Here is a 23078-nt window from a genome sequence, read left to right as displayed (position 1 = left end):
GGCGGCGGGACTAGAACTCGTCGGCCGTGTGCGGCAGCAGTCCGGTACGCAGCCCCGCGTCCAGGGCCGCCGCCGCGCCGGGCGTGTGCTCCACCAGCAGGGCGGCCGCGGCCAGTTCAACGGCCCGGGTCCCGCCGAGGTAGCAGGCCGCGAGCTCCCGTACGTCCAGGGCCAGGTCCGGTTCCCGGCCCGCGGCGGGCTCGTACGTCGCCCCGTCCGGTCCGGCCTTCAGGAGGAACCGCCCCGCGTTCGCGGGCAGCCTTACGTCGGTCAGTTCCAGTACGAGTTCCACGGGCGCGGCCCACGAGCGCCCGGTCAGCGCCGCCGCCACGTCGACCAGCCGCAGCCACAGCGCCGGGAACACGGAGGTGACCCGGACCTGGTCCCGGTCGGCGGCGAAGTGCAGCAGCGGGTCGTCGGCCGGCCGGCCCCACGCGGTGACCCGGCCCGTGAGGTCGAGGGAGGCCACGCATTCCCACAGGGTGGCCGCGACCTCCGGGGTGTCGGCCTCCAGCTCGTCGACCCGGACCAGACCCGGGGTCCGTACGGCCCCGGCGTCCTCCCCGGGCTTCGTGCGGTACAGGACGTAGCCCGCGATCGGCTCGCCCGGCTCCCCCAGGACGATGATCCGCGGCGGGCTGAGCTCCTCGTCCTCCTCGTCCTGCTCGGTGAGCCACTCCTCGGTCCAGCGCCGGTCGCTGCGGGTGGGCCGCCCGGCCCGGACCGCGCGGGCCGCCTCGTGGTACGGGCCGACGACGGCGACCGCCTCATCGGGGGCGACCAGCCGCAGCGGCCGCCGGTCCGGCTCGATGCGCAGGGCCAGCGGCCGGGTGGAGTCGATCTCGATGGTGGCGCCCTGGGTGGCGCCGCCGTAGCCGAAGCGCCCGTAGATGGCGGCCTCGGAGGCCCACAGGGCGGCGACGGGGCTGCCGGCCACCCCCGCCCGCCGCAGCATCTCACCCATGAGGGCGGTCAGCACGCCGCGCCGGCGGTGGGTGGGGGCGACGGAGACGAAGGTGAGCCCGGGACAGGGCAGGTCCGCCCCGGGCACCGAGAGCCGGAACGCGTGCGCGGCCATGAAGCCGACGATCGCGTCGCCGTCGTAGGCCCCGATCCGCAGGCAGTGGGCGAGCAGTTCGCGGTGCCGCTCGCGCCCCTCCTTCTCGGGACGGTCGTGGAAGACCAGGTACGCGAGCTCCAGAGCGCGGTCGATGTCGGCCTCGGGCACCTCGCGGATCTCCACCATGATCCAGAGACTAATCGGTCATGGCGGACCAGTCACTTCATAAGGGGCGGATTCCCGCCACGCCGGCTCCGGGTCAGCGCGCCGCGGGCCCCGTCCAGTCCGCCGGGACGTGCCCGAGCCGGACCCGCTGCGGGTGGTCGCCGACGGGTACGGACACCCGCTTGGCGCCGGTCGCGAAGTCGATGGCCGTGACCTGGTCGGCGCCGCTCTCGGAGATCACACAGCCGGAGCCGTCGCCGTCGACGGTGGCCCAGTAGGGCTTGGCGGCGGGCACGAGCGGCCCTTGCTCCAGGGTGGCCCGGTCCACGACGGTCACGTAATCGTCCATGGTCCCCGCGACGCACAGCTTGGACCCGTCCGGACTCATGGACATGCCGTGGTGCCGGGAGTCGTTGACCCAGGTGGTGCGGTCGGTGCTGGTGGCGGGGTTCTCGGGGAGGGTCTTGATGCGGGTGATCCGGTCGGAGGCCACGTCGTACTCGACGAAGCCGTTGAAGAAGGACACCTGGAAGTAGAGCTTCGACTCGTCCGGGGCGAAGGACATGGGCCGCACCGCGTCGGACAGGTCGGAACGGCCGAAGGCGTCGAGGCGGGCCCGCATGTCGATCACCCGGACCGGGCGGAAGGTCTGCGCGTCGACGACCGTGATCCTGCGGTCGCCCTTCGTCCAGTCCAGCCAGGGTGCGTCGAGGGCGGAGGTCACGTCACCGATGGAGCTGTTCCACAGGAACCGGCCGTCCCGGGTGAAGGCGTTCTCGTGCGGCTTGTCACCGGTGGTGAAGGAGCCGACCTGGCGGCCGCTCGCCATGTCGAGGACGTGCACGGTGTTGGCGGTGGAGGCCGAGACTGCCACGCGGGTGCCGTCCGGGGAGACCGCCATGTGGTCGGCCCGGTAACCGGCCACGGGGAAGCGCCAGTTGACCCGGCCGGTGCGGACGTCGATGGAGACGATGTCGGCGAAGCTGGGGCGGGAGGCGACGACGGCGGAGCCGTCCGGGGTGGTGTACATGTCGTCCACGAACTGGTCGTGGCCCTCGCCCGCGGTGGCCCGGACGCCCAGGAAGTAGGCGAGCTTCACCGGGTTGAGGTAGATCTCCCGGAGCCGCTCCTGCTTGTCCGGGATCATATTGATCCGGCCCACCTTGGCCAGGTCCCCGGTGGAGGCGAGGACGTCGGCGGTGCCCTCCCAGTTGTTGCCCACGAACAAGACCTCGCGCGGGCCCGGGCCGGCGGACCCGGCGCCCGCCGGCAGCCCGGCGCCCACAGCGGGCGCGGGACCCGTCGCGAGGGCGGCCAGCGCCAGCGCGGCCACGGCCGCCAGGGCCGGCAGGGCGCGGCGGTTACTCGTTCGACTGGCAGACATCCGGTCAACTCCATTACGGGGAGACGCTGTTACCGGCCGGTAAGATAGGCGGAACAACGAAAGGGCGCAACCCCCACGGGGTTGCGCCCTTTCCACACCACGCTAGAGCTGGAGCTCGTCACCTCTTCAAGCGACGGAACCGATCCTGCTGATCACCGTGTTCGCGACGTCCGGGTGGATCGGGATGTGCGCGCCGGTCAGGGCCACGCCGGTGCCGCCGCGCCGGTTGGCCACGATCTCCGCGGCGATGGACAGCGCGGTCTCCTCCGGGGATCGGGCCCCGAGGTCCAGACCGATCGGAGAGCGCAGCCGGGCCAGTTCGAGCTCGGTCACACCGACCTCGCGGAGCCGCTTGTTGCGGTCCTCGTGGGTGCGGCGGGAGCCCATGGCGCCGACGTAGGCGACGGGAAGTTTGAGGGCCAGTTCGAGGAGCGGGACATCGAACTTGGCGTCGTGCGTGAGGACGCACAGGACGGTCCGGCCGTCGACCGTACCGGCGGAGGACTGCTCCTCCAGGTAGCGGTGCGGCCAGTCGACCACGATCTCGTCCGCTTCGGGGAAACGCTTCTTCGTGGCGAAGACGGGCCGGGCGTCGCACAGCGTCACCCGGTAGCCGAGGAACTTGCCGATCCGCACCAGGGCGGAGGCGAAGTCGATGGCCCCGAAGACGATCATCCGGGGCGGCGGGACGCTGGACTCGACCAGCACCTTGAGCGGCTCACCGCAGAGGCGGCCGTCGGCGCCGATCTCCAGCACGCCGGTCTTGCCGGCTTCGAGCATGGCCCGTGCCTCGTCGGCGATGGCGCGGTCCAGCTCGGGGTGGCCGCCGAACCCGCCCTCGTGGGAGCCTTCGCCCCGGACGAGTACGGCGCGGCCCATGAGCTCGGCCGGGCCCTCGGCGATCCGGGCGACCGCCGCCGCCTCCCCGCGGGCGGCGGCGGCCAGCGAGGCCGCGAACACCTCCCGGGCGGGAGAGCCCACGGGGACCGGGGTCACCAGGATGTCGATGATTCCGCCGCAGGTCAGACCGACGGCGAAGGCATCGTCATCGCTGTACCCGAAGCGCTCCTGGACGGTCTCGCCGTCTTCGAGCGCCTGCTGGCACAGCTCGTACACCGCACCCTCCACGCATCCACCGGAGACCGAACCGATGGCCGTGCCGTCACTGTCGACGGCGAGGGCCGCTCCGGGCTGCCTGGGTGCGCTCCCGCCGACCGCCACGACCGTGGCGACGGCGAAGTCACGTCCCTGCTCGACCCACCGGTTCAGTTCTTCGGCGATATCCAGCATGGGGGCCTCCTCGGAGGGGTTCAGATTCCAGTATCGGATACGTGGAGGGTGCGGCTTTTGGTACGGATCAGATCAGCCCGGGTCAGCTGACCCCGAGCCAGCCCTCGATCGGGTGCAGCGCGAAGAAGACCAGGAAGATTCCGGTCAGCGCCCACATGAAGGCACCGATCTCGCGCGCCTTGCCCTGCGCCAGCTTGATGACGACGTAGGAGATGACACCGGCGGCGACGCCGGCCGTGATCGAGTACGTGAACGGCATGATCACGACGGTCAGGAAGACCGGGATCGAGGTGGCGCTGTCGGCCCAGTCCACGTGGCGGGCGTTCTGCATCATCATCGCGCCGATGACCACGAGGGCCGCGGAGGCGACCTCACCGGGGACGATCTGCGTGATCGGGGTGAAGAAGAGGCAGAGCGCGAAGAACAGACCGGTGACGACGGAGGCGAGGCCTGTGCGGGCACCCTCACCGACGCCGGTGGCCGACTCGACGAACACGGTCTGGCCGGAGCCACCCGCGATGCCACCGATGGCGCCACCGGCACCGTCGATGAACAGCGCCTTGGACAGGCCCGGCATGCGGCCCTGGTCGTCGGCGAGCTTGGCCTCGGTGCCGACACCGATGATGGTGGCCATCGCGTCGAAGAAGCCGGCGAGCACGAGGGTGAAGACGATCATGCCGACCGTCATGACACCGACGTCGCCCCAGCCGCCGAAGGAGACGTCACCGAAGAGCGAGAAGTCCGGCATCGAGACCGCGGAGCCCGAGAGGACCGGCGGGCCGCTCTTCCAGGCCTTCGGGTCGATGTCCGCGACGGCGTTCAGGATGGCCGCGAGGACGGTGCCGCCGACGATGCCGATCAGGATCGCGCCGGGGACCTTGCGGGCCTGCAGGGCGAAGATGGCGAGCAGGGTCACGCAGAAGAGCAGGACGGGCCAGCCGGCGAGCTCGCCGCCGTGACCGAGGGTGACGGGGGGACCGAATTCCGAGCCCTTGCCGACGAAGCCCGCGTTCACGAGGCCGATGAGGGCCACGAACAGGCCGATGCCCATGGTGATCGCGTGCTTGAGCGCGAGGGGAATCGCGTTCATGATCATCTCGCGGAGGCCGGTGACGACCAGGAGACAGATCACGACACCGTAGATCACACACATGCCCATGGCCTGGGGCCAGGTCATCGCGGGTGCGACCTGCGAGGCGAGCACGCCCGACACGGACAGACCGGCGGCGAGCGCCAGCGGCACCTTGCCGACGAAGCCCATGAGGAGCGTGGTGATGCAGGCGGCGAAGGCCGTTGCGGTGATCAGGGCCGCGGGGGCCATCGTGGTGCCCGCGACGTCCTTGCCCGAAAGGAGCAGGGGGTTCAGCAGGAGGATGTACGCCATCGCCATGAAGGTCGTGATACCGCCACGAACCTCGTTGCCGACGTTGGATCCGCGCTTGCTGATGTGAAAGTACCGGTCGAGCCAAGACTGACCAGCGGGGGTCGAAGAGCCGTCTCCGGCTCCCTCCGCACTGGTCTTGGGCTCCACAGAGGACTGGGTCATGGTGCCTAACTCCCAAGGTTCAAAGGGGCACCCGCATAAAGATTGGAGACACGGGATTTGGGAAAACGCGTTTGGCTGCACGACCCGGGGTGACGGCCCGAGGCGACGCAAATAGTGCACTGGGTGCACTGCGTGTACTGCGGGTACTGCGTGGGTGCGGTACGGCTGGTACTGCTGGTGACACCGGGGGGTAGGTGGTGTGACCGGGGGTGATATCGGGGTACTTCCGGTGAAAACTTGACCGCGAGCGGTGCGGTACTGATGACTCCGGACTTCTTGCTCCGGGCGGTGCGACTGGAAGTGTGACGTTCCCGTGTCACACCGCCCGGAAATCTGGGGGGGGGTCCGGGGGCCTCGCGGCCCCCGGACCACGCCGTCCTAGAGGGTGCCGGTGAGCAGTTCCGGACGGATCGGCGTCTTGTTGATCTCCAGACCGGTCGCCGCCCGGATCGCCGCGATGACGGCCGGGGTGGACGAGAGGGTCGGGGCCTCGCCCATACCGCGCAGGCCGTACGGGGCCTTCGGGTCGGCGAGCTCCAGGACGTCGACCGGGATGGTCGGGGTGTCGAGGATGGTCGGGATCAGGTAGTCCGTGAAGGAGGGGTTGCGCACCTTCGCGGTCTTCGGGTCCACGATGATCTCTTCCATGATCGCGACGCCCAGGCCCTGGGTGGTACCACCCTGGATCTGGCCGACCACGGAGAGCATGTTCAGCGCCTTGCCGACGTCCTGGGCGGTCGCCAGCTCGACGACCTTGACGAGGCCGAGCTCGGTGTCCACCTCAACGACCGCGCGGTGCGCGGCGAAGGTGTACTGGACGTGACCGTTGCCCTGGCCGGTGACCAGGTCGAAGGCCTCGGTCGGGGCGTGACGGAACTCGAGCTCGATGTCGATCGCGTCCTCACCCTCGAGGATGTCGGCGATGTCCGCGAGGACCTCTCCGCCATCGGTGACGACCTTGCCGCCTTCGAGGAGCAGCTCGGCGGTCGCCCACGCGGGGTGGTACGAGCCGTTCTTGCGCCGGCCGATCTCCAGGACCGCCTCGCGGACGGCCTCACAGGTGTTCTTCACCGCGCCACCGGTCATGTACGTCTGCCGCGAGGCGGACGTGGAACCGGCGGAGCCGACCTGGGTGTCGGCCGGGTGGATGGTCACCTGCGTGACACCCAGCTCGGTACGGGCGATCTGCGCGTGGACGGTGATACCGCCCTGGCCGACCTCCGCCATGGCCGTGTGGACCATCGCGACGGCCTCGCCGTTGATGACCTCGAGGGTCACGCGGGCGGTGGAGTAGTCGTCGAAGCCCTCGGAGAAGCCGACGTTCTTGATTCCGACCGCGTAGCCGACGCCGCGGACGACGCCTTCACCGTGGGTGGTGTTCGACAGACCACCGGGCAGCGCGCGGACGTCCGCGCTCTCGCCGGCGGACTCCCACTGGCGCTCCGGCGGCAGCGGACGGGCCTTGACCCGGCGCAGCAGCTCGGCGACGGGCGCCGGAGCGTCCACGACCTGGCCGGTGGGCATGATCGTGCCCTGCTCCATGGCGTTGAGCTGGCGGAACTCGACCGGGTCCATGCCCAGCTTCGCCGCGAGCTTGTCCATCTGGGCCTCGTAGGCGAAGCAGGCCTGGACGGCGCCGAAGCCGCGCATCGCGCCACAGGGCGGGTTGTTCGTGTAGAGCGCGATCGCCTCGATGTCCACGTCCTCAAGGACGTACGGACCGACCGAGAGGGAGGAGGCGTTGCCCACGACCGCCGGGGAAGCGGACGCGTACGCGCCGCCGTCCAGGACGATCTTGCACTTCATGTGCGTGAGCTTGCCGTCCTTGGTGGCGCCGTGCTCGTAGTACAGCTTCGCCGGGTGACGGTGCACGTGGCCGAAGAAGGACTCGAAGCGGTTGTAGACGATCTTGACCGGCTTGTTCGTGGCCAGGGCCAGGAGGCAGGCGTGGATCTGCATCGAGATGTCTTCACGGCCACCGAACGCGCCGCCGACACCCGAGAGCGTCATGCGGACCTTCTCCGGCGGCAGGCCCAGGACCGGGGCGATCTGCTGGAGGTCCGAGTGCAGCCACTGGGTGGCGACGTAGAGCTCGACACCGCCGTCCTCGGACGGTACGGCCAGACCGGACTCCGGGCCGAGGAAGGCCTGGTCCTGCATGCCGAAGGTGTACTCGCCCTCGACGATGACGTCGGCGCGATTGCGGGCCTCTTCCACGTTGCCGCGGATGATCGGCTGGCGGTGCACGATGTTCGGGTGCGGGACGTGACCGATGTGGTGGTCGTCGCGGCCCTCGTGGATCAGCGGCGCGCCCTCGGCGAGGGCGGAGGCCTCGTCCGTGACGAGCGGCAGCTCACGGTAGTCGATCTTGATCTTGGCGGCCGCGCGGCGGGCGGTCTCCGGGTGGTCGGCGGCCACGAGGGCGACCGGCTCACCGTGGTGACGGACCCGGCCGTTGGCGAGAACCGGGGTGTCCTGGATCTCGAGGCCGTAGTTCTTCATCTCGGCCGGCAGGTCGTCGTACGTCAGGACCGAGTAGACACCCGGCATCGCCAGGGCCTCGGAGATGTCGATCGAGACGATCTCGGCGTGGGCCACGGTGCTGCGGAGCGTCTGGCCCCACAGCATGTCCTCGTGCCACATGTCCGAGGAGTACGCGAACTCACCGGTCACCTTGAGGGTGCCGTCCGGGCGCAGCGTGGACTCGCCGATGCCGCCCTTGGTGTGCTTCTGCGTGACGTTGGTCGGCGTACCCGCCGGAACCGTGCGCGTGTTCTGGGCCATGGTCAGACCGCCTCAGACTGACGGGCGGCCGCGAGGCGGACCGCGTCGAGGATCTTCTCGTAGCCCGTGCAGCGGCAGAGGTTGCCGGACAGGGACTCACGGATGTCCTGGTCGGACGGGGAGGGGTTCTCCTCCAGCAGCGCGTCGGCCTGGACCAGGAGGCCCGGGGTGCAGAAACCGCACTGAACGGCGCCGGCGTCGATGAACGCCTGCTGGATGGTGGAGAGCTCGACGCCCTCGCCGGTCTGCGAGTCGCCCGGCTTGGCCTGCCACTGCTTGGCAGCGTCCAGGGTGACGCCGCCCTTGCTGCCGCAGCCGCCGCCGGTGCCGCAGGCACCGCCGTGGCCGTGCTCGTCGCGCTGCTTGGCGAACTCCGCCAGGCCCTCGACGGTCACGACGTCGCGGCCCTCGACCTGACCGGCCGCGACCAGGCAGGAACAGACGGGCACGCCGTCGAGGCGGACGGTGCAGGAACCGCACTCGCCCTGCTCACAGGCGTTCTTCGAACCGGGCAGGCCCAGGCGCTCGCGCAGGACGTAGAGAAGGGACTCGCCCTCCCAGACGTCGTCGGCTTCCTGCTGACGGCCGTTGACAGTGAAATTGACGCGCATGATTACGCAGCCCCTTCAAGCGAGCGGCCGTTGTTCGAACCGCGGTACTGCTCCCACGTCCAGACGAGCTGGCGGCGAGCCATGATGCCGACCGCGTGGCGGCGGTACTTCGCCGTGCCGCGGACGTCGTCGATCGGGTTGGCCGCGCCGGAGGCGAGGTCACCGAACTGCTTGGCGATCGACGGGGTGATGACCTTGCCGGACTCCCAGAAGCCGCCCTCTTCGAGCGCGGCGTTGAGGAATTCCTCGGCGGCCTTCGCCCGGATCGGGGTCGGCGCGGCCGAACCGATGCCGGTACGGACCGTGCGGGTCTCGGGGTGCAGCGCCAGGCCGAACGCGCAGACGGCGATGACCATCGCGTTGCGGGAGCCGACCTTGGAGTACTGCTGGGGGCCGTCCGCCTTCTTGACGTGGACGGTCTTGATGAGCTCGTCGGCGGCCAGCGCGTTGCGCTTGACGCCGGTGTAGAACTCGTCGATCGGGATCAGGCGGGATCCGCGTACGGACTCCACCTCGACCTCGGCGCCCGCCGCGAGCAGCGCGGGGTGGGAGTCGCCGGCCGGCGAGGCGCAACCGAGGTTGCCGCCGACACCGCCGCGGTTACGGATCTGCGGGGACGCGACCGTGTGCGAGGCGAGCGCGAGTCCCGGAAGCTCCGTGCGGAGGTTCTCCATGATCTGCGTGTACGGGACGGAGGCGCCCAGACGTACCACGTCCTCGCCGACCTCCCACTCCCGCAGGAGACCGATGCGGTTCAGGTCCAGGAGGTACTCCGGCCGACGGTGGTCGAAGTTGATCTCGACCATCACATCGGTGCCACCCGCAATCGGCACAGCTGTGGGGAACTCGGCCTTAGCGGCGAGCGCCTCCTCCCAGCTGGCGGGGCGAAGGAAGTCCATGTGCGGCTCTCTTCTTCTTCATCGTGTCGTTCACTTCAAGCCAGGAGGCCGTTGGGCCCTCGACTGGTCGTTCACGTGCTGTTAACGCGGTGTGGACTCAGTACACCGGCCGCGTGTCCCCCGGGTGCAGTCACCGAAACCATGAAGGAGTTGGCTGGGGACCTCCCTCGTCTTGTAGATTCGTATGAAAGGCAGGATGCGACGACCTGCCCGATTTCCAACGGCAACATTCGAGACAGATCGGCGGCGACATCATGCGGCTGCGCGCACTGCTGGAAACCGAGGCGCTGGGGCTGCGGCTGCTGGGCGGCGAGGAAGAACTCGACCGGACGGTCCGCGGGGTCATGACGACCGACCTGAGGGATCCCAGCCGATACCTATCCGGAGGGGAGCTAGTCCTCACTGGCCTGGCATGGAGACGAAATTCAGCCGACTCCGAGCCGTTCGTACGAATCCTCGCGAGCGCCGGCGTGGCCGGGCTCGCGGCCGGCGAGGCCGAGCTGGGTGACATTCCCGACGACCTCGTCTCGGCGTGTCTGCGCAACCGTCTGCCGTTGTTCGCTGTAAACGAAGACGTTGCATTCGCCACCATCACCGAGTACGTGGTGCGGCAGGTGTCGGGAGAGCGTGCCGGCGACCTCGCGGCCGTCGTGGACCGCCATCGGCGGCTCATGACCTCCGGTCCGGCCGGTGGCGGACCCGATGTGGTGCTCGATCTGCTCACCACGGACCTCGATCTCCGGGCCTGGGTGCTCTCACCCACCGGCCGGCAGATCGCCGGGGCGGGCGAGCCGCTGGCGCCGGGCATCTGCGCGGCACTGGCGAGCGAGCACCTCGCGGCGGTCCGGACGGGCCGCAGGGGACCGCACCGGATCTCCCTCCAGGGTATTACCTACTCCCTCTTCCCGATCAGGGGACACGGTCGCGGCGCCGCAGGTCCGGCGGCCCGGGACGTCCGCGAGAGCGTGCTGTCCGACTGGCTGCTGGCCGTCGAGGCCGACGCCGGCGACTGGCCGGCCGAGCGGCTCGACCTGCTCCAGGGCGTCACCCAGCTCATCGCGGTCGAGCGGGACCGCCGCGACGCGGCCCGCACGGTGCGCCGCCGCCTCGCCCAGGAGGTCCTGGAGCTGGTCCAGACGGGCGCTCCGCCCGCCGAGATCGCCGCCCGCCTGCGGGTGGCCGCGCCGGTCCTCCTGCCCGGACTGGGCACCGCCCCGCACTGGCAGGTCGTCGTGGCCCGGGTGGACTGGGACGGCGGTGACATCGCGGGCGGCCCCGTAGCCCAGTCGCTGCTGGAGGAGATCCTCGTAGACCCCTCCGTCTCCGGTCCCGAACCCTCGGACCGGATCGCCGTAGCGCACGCCGGGGACGAGGCGATCGCCCTCGTACCGCTGCCCGCGCCCGCCGGGGAGCCCGGCGAGGAGAAGGGCCCCGACACCGCCCTGCACGCGGAAACGCTGCTCGCGGCCGTACGGGACCCCCTGGCGGCCGGACTCGCCGACGACGGCCGGCTCACCCTGGGCGTCAGCGCGGCCGTGTCCTCCGCCGAAGGGCTCCGCGGAGCCCTGGAAGAGGCCCGGCACGCCCGCCGGGTCGCGGCGGCCCGCCCGGGCCGGGTCTGCGCGGCCGGCCACCACGAGCTGGCCTCGCACGTCCTGCTGCTCCCGTTCGTCCCGGACGACGTCCGCCGCGCCTTCACGGCCCGGCTGCTGGACCCGCTGCGGGACTACGACCGCCGCCACCGGGCGGAGCTCATCCCCACCCTCGAGGCCTTCCTGGACTGCGACGGCTCGTGGACCCGCTGCGCGACGCGCCTGCACCTCCACGTCAACACGCTGAGGTACCGGGTCGGGCGAATCGAGCAGTTGACGGCGCGGGACCTTTCCCGGCTGGAGGACAAGCTCGACTTCTTCCTCGCACTGCGGATGAGCTGAGGAGATCCACCGCCTGACCGGCCGGGGGGCCGGTCGGGACCGATCGGGCTCCCGTCCGGGGCCGGTTGGGGGCGGCTGATGATCCGTCCGGACTTTGTGAAAGAGTTCACCCGACCCCTTGGCCGAACCTGCCGATCCGTGCTCTCATTTCGCCCCAGGGCTCAACGACGTGCTGCTTGGTTGCTTTGGGGAGGGCAATGTGGCGGATACCGCCATGTCCAGTGCCGGAACTATCGGGGGAGACGACCCCCTCCAGCGGGCGATATGGCGGCTGCGCTCGCGCGGCTGTTGGACCGACGCGGCGGCCCTGCTGACGCCGCACCTGCACGATGCCGGAGCCACCGTGCAGCGGACCGCACTGCTGGTCGAACGCTGCCTGTTCACCGGGCAGGGCTGGGCCGAGGCGGAGGACGCGCTGCGGGTCGCCGAAGCGGTCTCGCAGGACGACGACGACCGGGGCGCGGCCGCGTGCGAACGCGGTCACCTGGCGTACGCGGCGACCGTACTGGGCGTGCGCGACCGGGCCGACGAGGCCCGCTCGGCGCTCGGCCGGGCGGCGGCCCTGCTGTCTCCGGGGTCGCGCACCCGGCCGCTGCTGGACTTCCGCCGGGGCCTGGTCGCGGAGCACCTCACGGACGCGCCTTCCTCCGCCCTGCCGGCGTACCGCCGGGCCCACGCGGGCGCCCTGGCCCACGGCGACGTCCTGCTCCTGTCCTTCACCTGGCGGCACCTGGCGGCGCTGGCACTGCGGGACGGGGAGGTCGCCGAAGCCCGCAAGGGCTTCGCGGAATCCCTCCGCATCCGGGAGGACCTCGGCTTCCTGATCGGCACGGCCCCCGCCCTGGCGGCCCTGGCCGAAGCCGAACCGGAACCGGAGGCCACCCGCCTCCGCGCGGAGGCCCGCCGCCTCTTCCACCTCCTGGGCGGCATCCCCACCTGGCTGGCAGACCAACTCCACCCGGTGCCCGCAGTTCCTTCTTGACGCGAACTCCGTCCGGCGGCGGCCGGGCGGAGCGCACGCCACCGCCGTGAGTTCGGCCCTGCGGGGCGAAGTCCCCTACCCGCCCTTCCACCGTTCCCCGGGCCAGCCCGGACCCGGTCCTCAAACGCCGGACGGGCTGGAGGGGCCCCGGGCTGCGCCCGGACCCCCTGGGGCTCCGCCCCAGACCCCGGTCCTCAAACGCCGGACGGCTGAAAAGCCCCAGACCCGGCGCCTCAAACGCCGGACGGCTGGATTGGCGCGGGCGGGCTGGAATGCCCCGGACCCGCACCGCGAACACCGGAGGGACGGCCGGAAAGCCGGACGGACGGCGGGAAGCCAAACCCCGGCCCTCAACTCCGGACGGCAAAGGACCCGCCGGACGCCTGAAAGACCCACCCCGTCGGCGGGGCAGGGGGTCGGCCCGGGACGGGGACGGGGGCGGGGTGGGGTGTTGGCCGGGACGTAAAGCGTGATTTGTGGCGCAGGTACACCCCGCGCCCTGTCTAAGTCAGGGTCAGGGCGCCTAAATCATGCAGTCCAGGCCGACACCCCACCCCGCCCCCGGCACCGGCCCACCCCCGCAGCCACAGCCACGCCGGCCACACCCCAGCCCCGCCGGCGTTTGAGGCGCAGGGTCTGGGGCGGAGCCCCAGGGGCCTCGGCGCAGCCCGGCATCGGTCAGGGAGACGTGAAGTGGCTGCGGATCAAGGACTCCGCCTCCGGGAGGGCGCCCGTGGACAGGGCCGCCAGCACGGCCACATGCTGCGCCGCGTCCGCGACGAGGTCCGTCCGGCGGATGCGGCGCGGCCCCGGCAGGGGCCACTGCGAGCGGCGGTGGAGATCCTCCGCCACCAGGAGCAGCTGGCCGTTGCCCGCCAGCGCGAGCACCGCCCGGTGAAACGCTCGGTCCGCGTCGGCGTACCGCGCCGCATCACCCGCGGCCGCCGCCTCCACGGTCTCCGCGGCCGCAGGCCCCAGCGCGGCCCAGGCCCCGGACGGCACCGTACGGGCCAGCCGCAGCATCACGGGGACTTCGAGCAGCGCCCTGACCTCGGCCAGTTCCGCCAGCTCCCCCGGGGTCCGGGTCAGGACCCGGAAGCCCCGGTTCGGGAGGCATTCGACGACCCCCTCCAGCGCCAGCTGCTGCATCGCCTCGCGCACGGGCGTCGCGGAGACCCCGAAGCGCTCCCCCAGGGCCGGGCCCGAGTAGATCTCCCCCGGCGCCAGCTCGCCCGCGAGCAGCGCCGCGCGCAGGGCGTCGAGGATCTGCCCGCGCACGGAGTGCCGCACCACCTTGCGGTCCTGCTTGAGGTCCTGCTTGAGGTCCTGCTCACGGTCCTGCTGTTCCGGTACCCGGGCTCGGTCCGTATCGCGCACTCGGTCCTCCCACGGGTTTCGACCTGCCCCGAAGGATAGCCCGCCTTCCCACACCCGACAGAGATCAGGTAAGGTAAGGCTTACCTGTTAACGATCGCGTGATTCGGTGGTTCGCGCATGACCGTCATGACCGTCACGGCCGTCGCGCCCACCCAGGGCCACGTCCACCCCGTACGCACCCCCGCCCCGGCCGGCTCTCCGGTGGCGGACGCCTACGCACGGCTGACCGAGGCCTACGCCGGACTGCGCGTCACCGAGCTCGCCCCGCACGAACCCTCCCCTCGCGGTGTGGGGTGGGTCGGTGCGGACGAGCTCGCGGCGGGCGGCGAGGCCCTGGAGGCGTTCCTCGCGTGGGACGAGGCACAGATCCTCCGCGACTACGGGCACCCGGGTCGGCCCGACGTGGTGGCGGGGTTCGGGCTGCACCGGTACGCGTGGATGGCCTGTCTGCTGATCACGATCCCGTGGTTCCTGGACCGGCGCGTACCGCTCCTCCCCCCGGACACCGTGTCCTTCCACCGGACACAGGGCCGGATGGCCGTACGCGTCGACTCCTTCACCTGTCTGCCGGACGACCCGGCGGCAGCGCTCCCCGGGGCCCGGGTCGTGCCCGACGAGGACGCGCTGCGCGCAGAGGTACGGGCTGCGGTGGCCCAGCACCTCGAACCGGTGATGGAGGGCTTCGGCCCGCGGATGCGGCGCGGGCGGCGCGCCCTGTGGGGCATGGCGACCGACGACGTGGTCGAGAGCCTCTGGTACGTGGGCAACCTGCTCGGCGAAGCCGAGGAGCAGCGGGCCGTGCGCGAGCTGGACCAGCTCTTCCCCGGCTCGACCGCCCCGTACACGGGCGGCGCGGGCTTCCGCACCCTGGAGGCCCCGGACGGCCGGGAGCTGCCCACCCGCGACCGGGCGAGCTGCTGCTTCTTCTACACGATCCGCCCCGACGACACCTGCCTCACCTGCCCCCGCACCTGCGACGAGGACCGCGTCGCGCGCCTGACGGCCGACAGCTGAGCGAGGCGTCCGACCCTACGGCGCCAGGGTGCGCAGGACGCAGAACTCGTTCCCCTCGGGGTCGGCCATGACCACCCAGCTCCGGTCCGGGCCCTGGCCCACATCCGTCCGGGTGGCACCGAGGCCGAGCAGTCGGGTCACCTCGTCCTCGGTACTGCAGTCGACCGGGCTGACGTCGAGGTGAAGCCGGTTCTTCACGGCCTTACCCTCGGGCACCCGGACGAACACCAGGGTGGGCGGCATGTGACGGGCCCGGATGTCCTCGACGGTCGGCACCCAGGAGCCGATCTCGACCATGTCCTCGCTCCGGTCGATCACCTTGATGTCCAGGACCTCGCACCAGAAGGCCGCGAGCCGCTCCGGATCGTGGCAGTCGACGCTCAACTCGGTGAACCTGCTCGTCACAAACCTTCTCCAGGACAGTGCGGACCGGCACCACCCAGGGCGCCGACGGGTCGGCCAGTGTCACCCACCCGGGCGTACGGCCGCCACCGACTTTCCGCGCCGCCGCCCCCGCCGACTCAACCCACCCGTCCGACTGACGAAAATCGAACTCAACTCGACCCACCCGAGCTGGAGTTCGAGCCGCAACACCCTATCCGGCGGGCTCCACCCCTCGTTGGCGTCCACTTGCCCCGAAACCCGCGTGTACGACTCACCGCCTGCGCCACTATGGCGCCCGGAAAGCCGCACAGTCCGAACAGCCGCGTAACCGGGATCTCCCTCCTGAAGGAGGGGGCTTTCAGCCGCTGTGGTTGAGGGCCGCCGTTACCAGCACGAGCCAACAACGCATATGGGAGGTGAATGAAGTTGGCTACGTTCCGCGTAGGCGAGAAGACCCACCAGTCCGTGCTTCCTCAGCGGGCTGCTCTGGAATTCGAGTCAGCAGACACCCCCCGGATCGGGGACGAAACGGGACTCGAACACCGCACACGTGCGGTAACCGGCGTGGAACATGTGCGAGGGGAGACCGCCGATGCCTCACCTGACATCGACGGCGTCACCCCCAACCATCAGGTTGGGGAGAAGGCCCGTGAGGGCCACCCCGTCGTGTTCGTCCTAGACAAGGACGGCCATCCGCTGCAACCAACCAGCCCTGCAAGGGCCCGCAAGCTCCTCCATCAGGGCCGGGCCGTCGTGGCTCGGCACACCCCGTTCGTGATCCGGCTCAAGGACCGCACGGTCTCTGCATCGCAGGTGGACGGTGTGGATCTCGGGATCGACCCCGGCTCGAAGCGCACCGGCATCGCCGTGTTCACAGCGAAGGGCGGTGCGCGCCGTGGTGTGTATGCGGTCGAGCTCGCCCACCGAGGCGGCCGGATACGGGACAAGCTCACCACTCGCGCCGCCTACCGGCGCGGCAGACGTGCACGCAATCTGCGCTACCGCGCACCCCGCTTCTCCAACCGCACCCGCCCCAAGGGCTGGCTCCCCCCGTCGCTGCGTCACCGCGTGGAGACCACTACGTCGTGGGCCACCCGCCTCGCGCGCTGGGCACCTGTCCGTGCGGTACACGTGGAGCGGGTGGCGTTCGACACCCACGTCATGTCCCACGGAGGTCCGCTGGAGGGTGCCGAGTACCAGCACGGCACCCTGCACGGCACGGAAGTCCGCGAGTACCTCCTCGCCAAATGGGACAGGGCCTGCGCCTACTGCGGTGCCACAGGAGTTCCTCTCAACATCGACCACATCCACCCACGCTCGCGGGGCGGCAGCGACCGCATCTCCAACCTTTGCGCCGCCTGCATCCCCTGCAACGAGAAGAAGTCCAACCAACGCGTCGAACACTTCCTCGGAGAATCCCCGCGCCTGCTGGCTCGGATCCTTGCCCAGGCCAAAGCCCCGCTCCGCGACGCGGCAGCCGTCAACGCCACCCGTTGGGCTCTGTGGCGCGCCCTCGACGCCGCCTTCCCAACGGTGCACACCGCATCCGGTGGCCGTACGAAGTGGAACCGGCAGCGAACCGACCTGTCCAAGACCCACACCCTCGACGCCCTGTGCGTCGGTGAACTCGACACCGTCACCCGCACCCCGGGCTACATCCTCGCCATCACGGCAACCGGACGCGGCACCTACACGCGCACCCGCCCCGACAAGTACGGCTTCTCCCGCCTCCGCCTGCCCAGGCAGAAGCAGTTCTTCGGCTACCAGACCGGAGACCTCGCCCGCGCCGTCGTCCCCGCCGGCAAGAAGACCGGCACCCACACCGGACGGATCGCTGTCCGCTCCAACGGCTACTTCAACATCAGAACCGCACACGGCCTCGTCCAGAGCATCGGCCACAGACACTTCCGCCTCCTCCAACGAGCTGACGGCTACGCCTACACCACCCGACCCGAAGGGCCTACCGACACCACCTGACCAGCCCTGACAAACCGAAGAGACCTCCGAAGCTCCGCACCCCGAGTCAAGGACTCGTTTCCTCTCCCAGCTAAAGCAGGGAGTATCCACGAAAGAAGCAAGCGATGAGACTGACCGACATATCGCTGGACTGGCTGCTTCCCGGCAGCCTGCTGATCCTGGGCGTACTTGCGGCAGTGGCGGTACTGGCCCGGGGCAAGCGCGAAGGCGAGAAGGCCGGGGTGGCCGAGGACAGCTGGGAGCGCAGCGAGGAGCGGCGGCGGCGCAAGGAAGCCGTCTACGGGACCGCCTCCTACGTCCTGCTGTTCTGCTGCGCGGCCGTCGCCGCGGCGCTGTCCTTCCACGGGCTGGTCGGCTTCGGCCGGCAAAACCTCAACCTGTCCGGGGGCTGGGAGTACCTGGTCCCCTTCGGCCTCGACGGCGCCGCCATGTTCTGTTCGGTGCTCGCCGTCCGCGAGGCCAGTCACGGCGACGCGGCGCTCGGTTCGCGCATGCTGGTCTGGCTGTTCGCGGGAGCCGCCGCCTGGTTCAACTGGGTGCACGCCCCGCGCGGCCTCGGCCACGACGGGGCTCCGCAGTTCTTCTCCGGCATGTCGCTCTCGGCGGCCGTGCTCTTCGACCGCGCACTGAAGCAGACCCGCCGGGCCGCACTGCGCGAACAGGGCCTGATTCCACGGCCGTTGCCGCAGATCCGGATGGTCCGCTGGATGCGGGCGCCCAGGGAGACCTTCGGTGCCTGGTCGCTCATGCTGCTGGAGGGGGTGCGCACCCTGGACGAGGCCGTGGACGAGGTGCGCGAGGACAAGAAGGAGAAGGAGCAGGACCGCCACCGCAGGCGGGATCAACACCGGCTGGACCGGGCGCACATCAAGGCGCTCGGCCGGCAGAACCGGGCGTTCGGGCGCGTGGCCCGGGCCCGTCAGGTCGAGGTACCGGGGCTGGCCCCCGGAGCGGGCTCCGCGCCGGTCGGCGCGGAGCCGGCCATAGCGGAAACCGGACAGCTGCCCCTACGGCGCCGGCCCTCCCTGCAGGCCGTGAGCGGAACCGAACCCGCTGACACGGCCCTCGGCCCCCGGACGGTGGACCTCACCGCCGAGGACGATACGCAGACGCTCCCCCGACTCGACTCCCTGGAACGCAAACTGAAGGACCTGGAGCAGCAGTTCGGCTAAGGCTGAGGCGGAGGTGACGGGCACGGGCCCGCCCGGGATCCCCGTCCCGGGATCCCAGTCTCAGGATCCGCCTCGTGGGGTCCGCCCGATCACTCAGGCGGGCCCCGCCTCCTTCGCTCCGTCGAGCTCGAACCACACCACTTTGCCTCCGCCGAGCGAGAGCCCGAGCGCGTCCACGCCCCAGGCGTCGGCGAGCGACTGCACCAGCACCAGCCCCCTGCCGTGCGTACCGTCGTCGGCGGACGGTACGTGCGGCCGGGGCCGGCGGGCGGCGTAGTCGCGGACCTCCACCCGTAGCCGGTCGGCGGCGAAGGTCGCGGAGACCTCGGCTCCCTGATCGGTGTGGACGAGGGCGTTGGTGACGAGCTCGGTGATCAGCAGCTCGGCCACCTCGGCGGCCTCCGCCCGGCACCGGTGACGCATCAACTCCCTTAAGTCCCTGCGGACTTCCCCGACCGCTTTCAGATCGGCCCGCCGCACGCTCCGGGTGATCCCCGACGCGTCCACCGCCGCCCCGTTCTCGGCCGACGGTTCGCGCGGCACCGGCCGCCCTCTCCGCCACAGCATTCCGGCCTTCGCCCCCACCCGCACGGCGATGTACCTCCCGTATGTCCCCGCTCCCCGACGGCCCGCCTGTCGAACAGGCCTACGGGATGCATGCCCCCCGGGGGAATCCGCACGCATCCGGGCTCAAGGGCGCGGCACGTTACGGAGGTTGGATCGCGCCATCTGGATCATCCGGCCCACCCCTCCGTCCAGCACGATCTTGCTGGCCGAAAGTGCGAATCCGGTCACCATTTCAGCGCTGATCTTCGGCGGAATGGACAGGGCGTTGGGGTCCGTGACCACGTCCACCAGAGCGGGTCCCTTGTGCTTGAAAGCGTCCCTCAAAGCCGCTGTGAGCTGCTTGGGCTTCTCCACGCGGACCCCGTACGCGCCCGCCGCGCGGGCGATCGCCGCGAAGTCGGGGTTCTTGTTCGTCGTTCCGTACGAAGGAAGGCCGGAAACCAGCATCTCCAACTCGACCATGCCGAGGGATGAGTTGTTGAAGAGGACCACTTTGACGGGGAGGTCGTACTGCACCAGGGTGAGGAAATCTCCCATCAGCATGGAGAAACCACCGTCGCCGGACATCGACACCACTTGACGTCCGCGATCGGTGAACTGTGCGCCGATGGCCTGCGGGAGGGCGTTGGCCATGGATCCGTGACTGAAGGAGCCGATGATGCGGCGCTTTCCGTTCGGGGAAAGATAGCGCGCCGCCCATACGTTGCACATGCCCGTGTCCACGGTGAAGACGGCGTCCTCGTCGGCCAGTTCGTCGAGCACCGCGGCCACGTACTCGGGGTGGATGGGCGTGCGCTTCTCCACCTTGCGCGTGTACGCCTTCACCACTCCCTCCAGGGCGTCGGCGTGCTTCTTCAGCATCCGGTCGAGGAACCGGCGGTCCGTCTTGGCCTTCACCCGGGTGTTCAGCGCGCGCAGGGTCTCGCGCACGTCGCCCCAGACCGCGAGGTCCAGCTTGGTGCGGCGGCCCAGGTGTTCGGGCCGGATGTCCACCTGGACGATCTTGACGTCGTCGGGAAGGAAGGCGTTGTACGGGAAGTCCGTGCCGAGCAGGATCAGCAGATCGCACTCGTGGGTGGCCTCGTAGGCCGCGCCGTATCCGAGCAGCCCGCTCATGCCGACGTCGTACGGATTGTCGTACTGGATCCATTCCTTGCCGCGCAGCGCGTGCCCGATGGGGGCCTTGACCCGGCCGGCGAACTCCATGACCTCGGCGTGCGCGCCGGCGGTGCCGCTGCCGCAGAAGAGGGTGACCCGGTCGGCCTCGTCGATGAGCCGGACCAGCTTGTCGATCTCGCCGTCGCCGGGCCGTACGGTCGGCCGCGCGGTCACCAGCGCATGCTCGGCGCTCTGCTCCGGTGCGGGCAGGGAGGCGATGTCCCCGGGCAGGGACACCACGCCGACGCCGCCGCGCCCGATGGCGTGCTGGATGGCGCTCTGCAGGACCCGGGGCATCTGGCGCGGGTTGGAGATCAGCTCGCTGTAGTGGCTGCACTCGGTGAACAGCCGGTCGGGGTGGGTCTCCTGGAAGTAGCCGAGCCCGATCTCGGAGGAGGGGATGTGGGAGGCCAGCGCGAGGACCGGGGCCATGGAGCGGTGGGCGTCGTAGAGCCCGTTGATCAGGTGGAGGTTGCCGGGGCCGCAGGAGCCCGCACAGGCGGCGAGGGAGCCGGTGATCTGGGCCTCGGCGCCGGCCGCGAAGGCGGCGGTCTCCTCGTGGCGCACCTGGATCCACTCGATGCCGCCGGTGCGGCGGATCGCGTCGACGACGGGGTTGAGGCTGTCCCCGACGACTCCGTACATCCGGCGCACGCCGGCGCGCACGAGAATGTCGATGAACTGCTCCGCCACGTTCTGCTTGGCCATGGAGGGGGCGCCCTTCCCTTTTCCGGTTCGGCTCTGTCGGGTGCGCCTCCCATCCACGCATGATCCGCCGGGTCACGCCTCCCAGACCGCGGCGGCCGTCCGGTCGTCGGCGTAGCCCTTGAGGCGGAGCTGGGTGTCCGCGAGGAAGGCGGCGAGGCCCGGCGGGGATGCGTCGGCCCAGCGGGCGGCGAGCTCCGCGGAGAGCGGCTGCTCCTCGCGCATCGGGTCCGCGAGGCCGCCGGAGCACAGGAGCAGGGTGTCGCCGGGGCGGGCCACGGAGGCCCTGAAGCGGAAGCGGAACCCTCCGGGGGGCTCGGCGGGTGCGGGGACGGGGGCCGGCTCCTCCAGGTCCCGCCACTGTCCGTCCCGGAGCCGGAACAGGCCGCCCGCGCCCGCGCCGAAGCAGACCCGGGTGCGGCAGCCGGGGTCGACCGGCAGCAGCAGTCCGCGCAGCCCGGCCGTGTAGCCGTCCTCCGGGAGCCCCAGCTCGGCGGCGCGGGCGCGCAGCTGCCCGTAGCCGCGGTCGGTGAGCCGCTGGAGCCCCGAGCGCAGGGCTTCGCGGCGGCCGTCCCGGATGTCCTGCGACAGCCGCTCCTGGCTCCGCCCGACGGCTCCCGCGACGGAGCGGCACACCTCGGCGGCGGCCTCGGCGGCTCCGGGCGCGGCCCGGTCCCCGCCGGCGAGCACGACCAGGACCAGCGCATCGGGGCCGGTGCCGAAGCGGGCGGTGAGCAGGAAGTCCCGCCGGGCCTCGCCCCGGAACCGGGCGGAGTCCCCGCGCACGGAGGCGGCGCGCAGCGTGTAGCCGCCGTACTGGGCCCCCTCCAGCACGGTGTCGGGGGTCAGCGCGGCGAGGCCGGCCGGATCGGCGGCGGGCAGCGCGATGGGCTCCGCGGCGTAGGTGGGCGGCCGGTCCCCCAAATGCGCCACCACGGGCCGCGGCACCCCGAAAACCCCGGCCCCGGAGGCACCGCCCTCATCCCCGGCCCGAACCTTGGGCAGAGCCCCACTCCCGGCCACGTGCCCGGCCTCGGGGCCGCCCAGCCGACCGGCTCCCTGCCGGGCCTCCTGCCCGTCCCCGCCGCCCGGCCCTCCTGGGCCGGAGCCGCCCGACCGGAGCCCGACGTCGGAACCGTCTGCGGAGACCGGAGCGGCACCCCACCCCACCCCGGACCCGGGATGCGACCCAAGGGCGAAGCCGGTGCCGGTGCCGCTGCCAGGACCTGAATCAGGGCCGGGCCCAGACCCGGGATCGGCCCCAGGGCCGGAACTGGAACCTGAGTCGCGGCCGGGGCCGACGCCAGCGCCGAGGCCGGTGCCGAGGCCGGCTCCGGACCCCGAGGCGGGACCGGGACCGGGACCGAAGCCGGCGCCAAACCCGGGATCGGAGCCGAGGCCGGGGATGGTGCCGGACTCGCGTCCGATGCCGGACTCTGAACCGGCGGCAGCGCCGGACCTGCGATCTGAGCCCGGTCCAAACTCCGACCCGGAGGCGGGACCGGAACCGAAGCCAGTGTCAGACCCGGAGCCGGAGCCGGACCCGAGGCCGGGGACGGTGCCCGGCGCGTGGCCGATGCCGGACTCTGAACCGGCGGCAGCGCCGGACCTGGGATCTGAGCCGGGGCCAGCCCCGGAGGCGGGACCGCGGCCGAAGCCGGCCTCAGACCCAGAAGCGGATCCTGGGCCGGGGACGGCGCCGGACTCGTGGCCGATGCCGGACCCTGAACCGGCGGCAGCGCCGGACCTGCGATCTGAGCCGGGGCCAAACCCCGACCCGGACCCGGACCCTGGAGCGGGGCCAGGCCCGGGCCCCGGAGCCGGACCAGAGCCGAAGCCGGACCCCGGAGCCGGACCAGAGCCCAGCCCGGCCCCGGAACCGGCCCCCGGCGGCGTGCCGGTGCCTTGACCCGTCCAGGGACCGTCATCGGTACCGGTACCGGTATCCGCACCCGGTGCCGGGCCGGCCGGGCCCGGGTGCCCGGCTCCGGCGTATGCGCCGTCGGGGCCGCGCCCGGCCCCTGCCGGGTCCCGCTGCGGGGGCGCAGGTGCTGTGGGCGCCTCGTCCC

At 71.3% G+C, this 23078-nt stretch carries 17 protein-coding genes; 5 read left to right on the top strand and 12 right to left on the bottom strand.

Features of this window, described 5'->3' with window-relative positions; genetic code table 11:
- Positions 1-10 precede the first annotated feature (10 nt).
- From AC3IYI_RS31365 to AC3IYI_RS31335, 7 genes are all read right to left on the bottom strand, one after another.
- The gene (locus AC3IYI_RS31365) at positions 11-1246 is read right to left on the bottom strand and encodes a GNAT family N-acetyltransferase (RefSeq protein WP_489406837.1); all 1236 of its coding nucleotides are present in this window, start codon (positions 1244-1246) and stop codon (positions 11-13) included.
- A 73-nt stretch (positions 1247-1319) separates the two neighbouring features.
- Complete coding sequence (locus AC3IYI_RS31360) at positions 1320-2609, bottom strand: YncE family protein (RefSeq protein WP_489406836.1); 1290 nt, start codon at positions 2607-2609, stop codon at positions 1320-1322.
- Positions 2610-2735: 126 nt separating this feature from the next.
- Positions 2736-3899 carry an XdhC family protein gene (locus AC3IYI_RS31355; RefSeq protein ID WP_489406835.1) on the bottom strand — a complete coding sequence of 388 codons (1164 nt, stop codon included), beginning with the start codon at positions 3897-3899 and terminating at the stop codon, positions 2736-2738.
- A gap of 82 nt (positions 3900-3981) precedes the next feature.
- A complete protein-coding gene (locus tag AC3IYI_RS31350; protein WP_489406834.1) occupies positions 3982-5445 on the bottom strand; it encodes an NCS2 family permease in 1464 nt (487 codons plus the stop codon).
- Positions 5446-5823: 378 nt separating this feature from the next.
- Positions 5824-8229, bottom strand: a complete 2406-nt coding sequence (locus AC3IYI_RS31345) for a xanthine dehydrogenase family protein molybdopterin-binding subunit (RefSeq protein WP_489406833.1) — start codon at positions 8227-8229, stop codon at positions 5824-5826.
- Between the two features lie 2 nt (positions 8230-8231).
- Positions 8232-8840, bottom strand: a complete 609-nt coding sequence (locus AC3IYI_RS31340) for a (2Fe-2S)-binding protein (RefSeq protein WP_243338761.1) — start codon at positions 8838-8840, stop codon at positions 8232-8234.
- A 2-nt stretch (positions 8841-8842) separates the two neighbouring features.
- Positions 8843-9739: an FAD binding domain-containing protein gene (locus tag AC3IYI_RS31335; RefSeq protein ID WP_250744166.1), complete on the bottom strand. Its 897-nt coding sequence runs from the start codon at positions 9737-9739 to the stop codon at positions 8843-8845.
- Positions 9740-9993: 254 nt separating this feature from the next.
- On the opposite strand from AC3IYI_RS31335, the gene AC3IYI_RS31330 reads away from it, so the two are divergent.
- The gene (locus AC3IYI_RS31330; protein WP_422519080.1) at positions 9994-11673 is read left to right on the top strand and encodes a PucR family transcriptional regulator; all 1680 of its coding nucleotides are present in this window, start codon (positions 9994-9996) and stop codon (positions 11671-11673) included.
- Between the two features lie 199 nt (positions 11674-11872).
- Entirely contained in the window at positions 11873-12655 is a 783-nt protein-coding gene (locus tag AC3IYI_RS31325) for a hypothetical protein (protein WP_489406832.1), read from the top strand.
- A 678-nt stretch (positions 12656-13333) separates the two neighbouring features.
- Here the strand turns inward: AC3IYI_RS31325 and AC3IYI_RS31320 are convergent.
- On the bottom strand, positions 13334-14032 hold the full coding sequence (locus AC3IYI_RS31320) for a GntR family transcriptional regulator (protein WP_489406831.1): 699 nt from the start codon (positions 14030-14032) through the stop codon (positions 13334-13336).
- Between the two features lie 126 nt (positions 14033-14158).
- On the opposite strand from AC3IYI_RS31320, the gene AC3IYI_RS31315 reads away from it, so the two are divergent.
- Positions 14159-15046, top strand: a complete 888-nt coding sequence (locus tag AC3IYI_RS31315; protein ID WP_489411743.1) for a (2Fe-2S)-binding protein — start codon at positions 14159-14161, stop codon at positions 15044-15046.
- Positions 15047-15061: 15 nt separating this feature from the next.
- Here the strand turns inward: AC3IYI_RS31315 and AC3IYI_RS31310 are convergent, their stop codons facing one another.
- Complete coding sequence (locus AC3IYI_RS31310) at positions 15062-15451, bottom strand: VOC family protein (protein WP_489406830.1); 390 nt, start codon at positions 15449-15451, stop codon at positions 15062-15064.
- A gap of 543 nt (positions 15452-15994) precedes the next feature.
- Here AC3IYI_RS31310 and iscB point away from each other — a divergent pair.
- Together iscB and AC3IYI_RS31300 are read left to right on the top strand one after the other, a co-directional pair.
- Positions 15995-17407 carry an RNA-guided endonuclease IscB gene (gene iscB, locus AC3IYI_RS31305; RefSeq protein ID WP_489406829.1) on the top strand — a complete coding sequence of 471 codons (1413 nt, stop codon included), beginning with the start codon at positions 15995-15997 and terminating at the stop codon, positions 17405-17407.
- 104 nt (positions 17408-17511) lie between these two features.
- Positions 17512-18579, top strand: a complete 1068-nt coding sequence (locus AC3IYI_RS31300) for a DUF2637 domain-containing protein (RefSeq protein ID WP_489406828.1) — start codon at positions 17512-17514, stop codon at positions 18577-18579.
- 93 nt (positions 18580-18672) lie between these two features.
- On the opposite strand, the gene AC3IYI_RS31295 is transcribed toward AC3IYI_RS31300, so the two are convergent.
- From AC3IYI_RS31295 to AC3IYI_RS31285, 3 genes are all read right to left on the bottom strand, one after another.
- Positions 18673-19059 carry an ATP-binding protein gene (locus AC3IYI_RS31295; protein WP_388509985.1) on the bottom strand — a complete coding sequence of 129 codons (387 nt, stop codon included), beginning with the start codon at positions 19057-19059 and terminating at the stop codon, positions 18673-18675.
- A 210-nt stretch (positions 19060-19269) separates the two neighbouring features.
- Positions 19270-21012: a pyruvate dehydrogenase gene (locus tag AC3IYI_RS31290; protein WP_489406827.1), complete on the bottom strand. Its 1743-nt coding sequence runs from the start codon at positions 21010-21012 to the stop codon at positions 19270-19272.
- Positions 21013-21084: 72 nt separating this feature from the next.
- Positions 21085-21945, bottom strand: coding sequence for a protein phosphatase 2C domain-containing protein (locus AC3IYI_RS31285; RefSeq protein ID WP_489406826.1), 861 nt, complete (start codon positions 21943-21945; stop codon positions 21085-21087).
- Between the last annotated feature and the right edge of the window lie 1133 nt (positions 21946-23078).

The sequence above is a fragment of the Streptomyces sp. GL_148 genome, from assembly GCF_057834205.1.
Note: the sequence above shows the minus strand (reverse complement) of the source record. Positions and strands in the feature narration are given on the sequence as shown.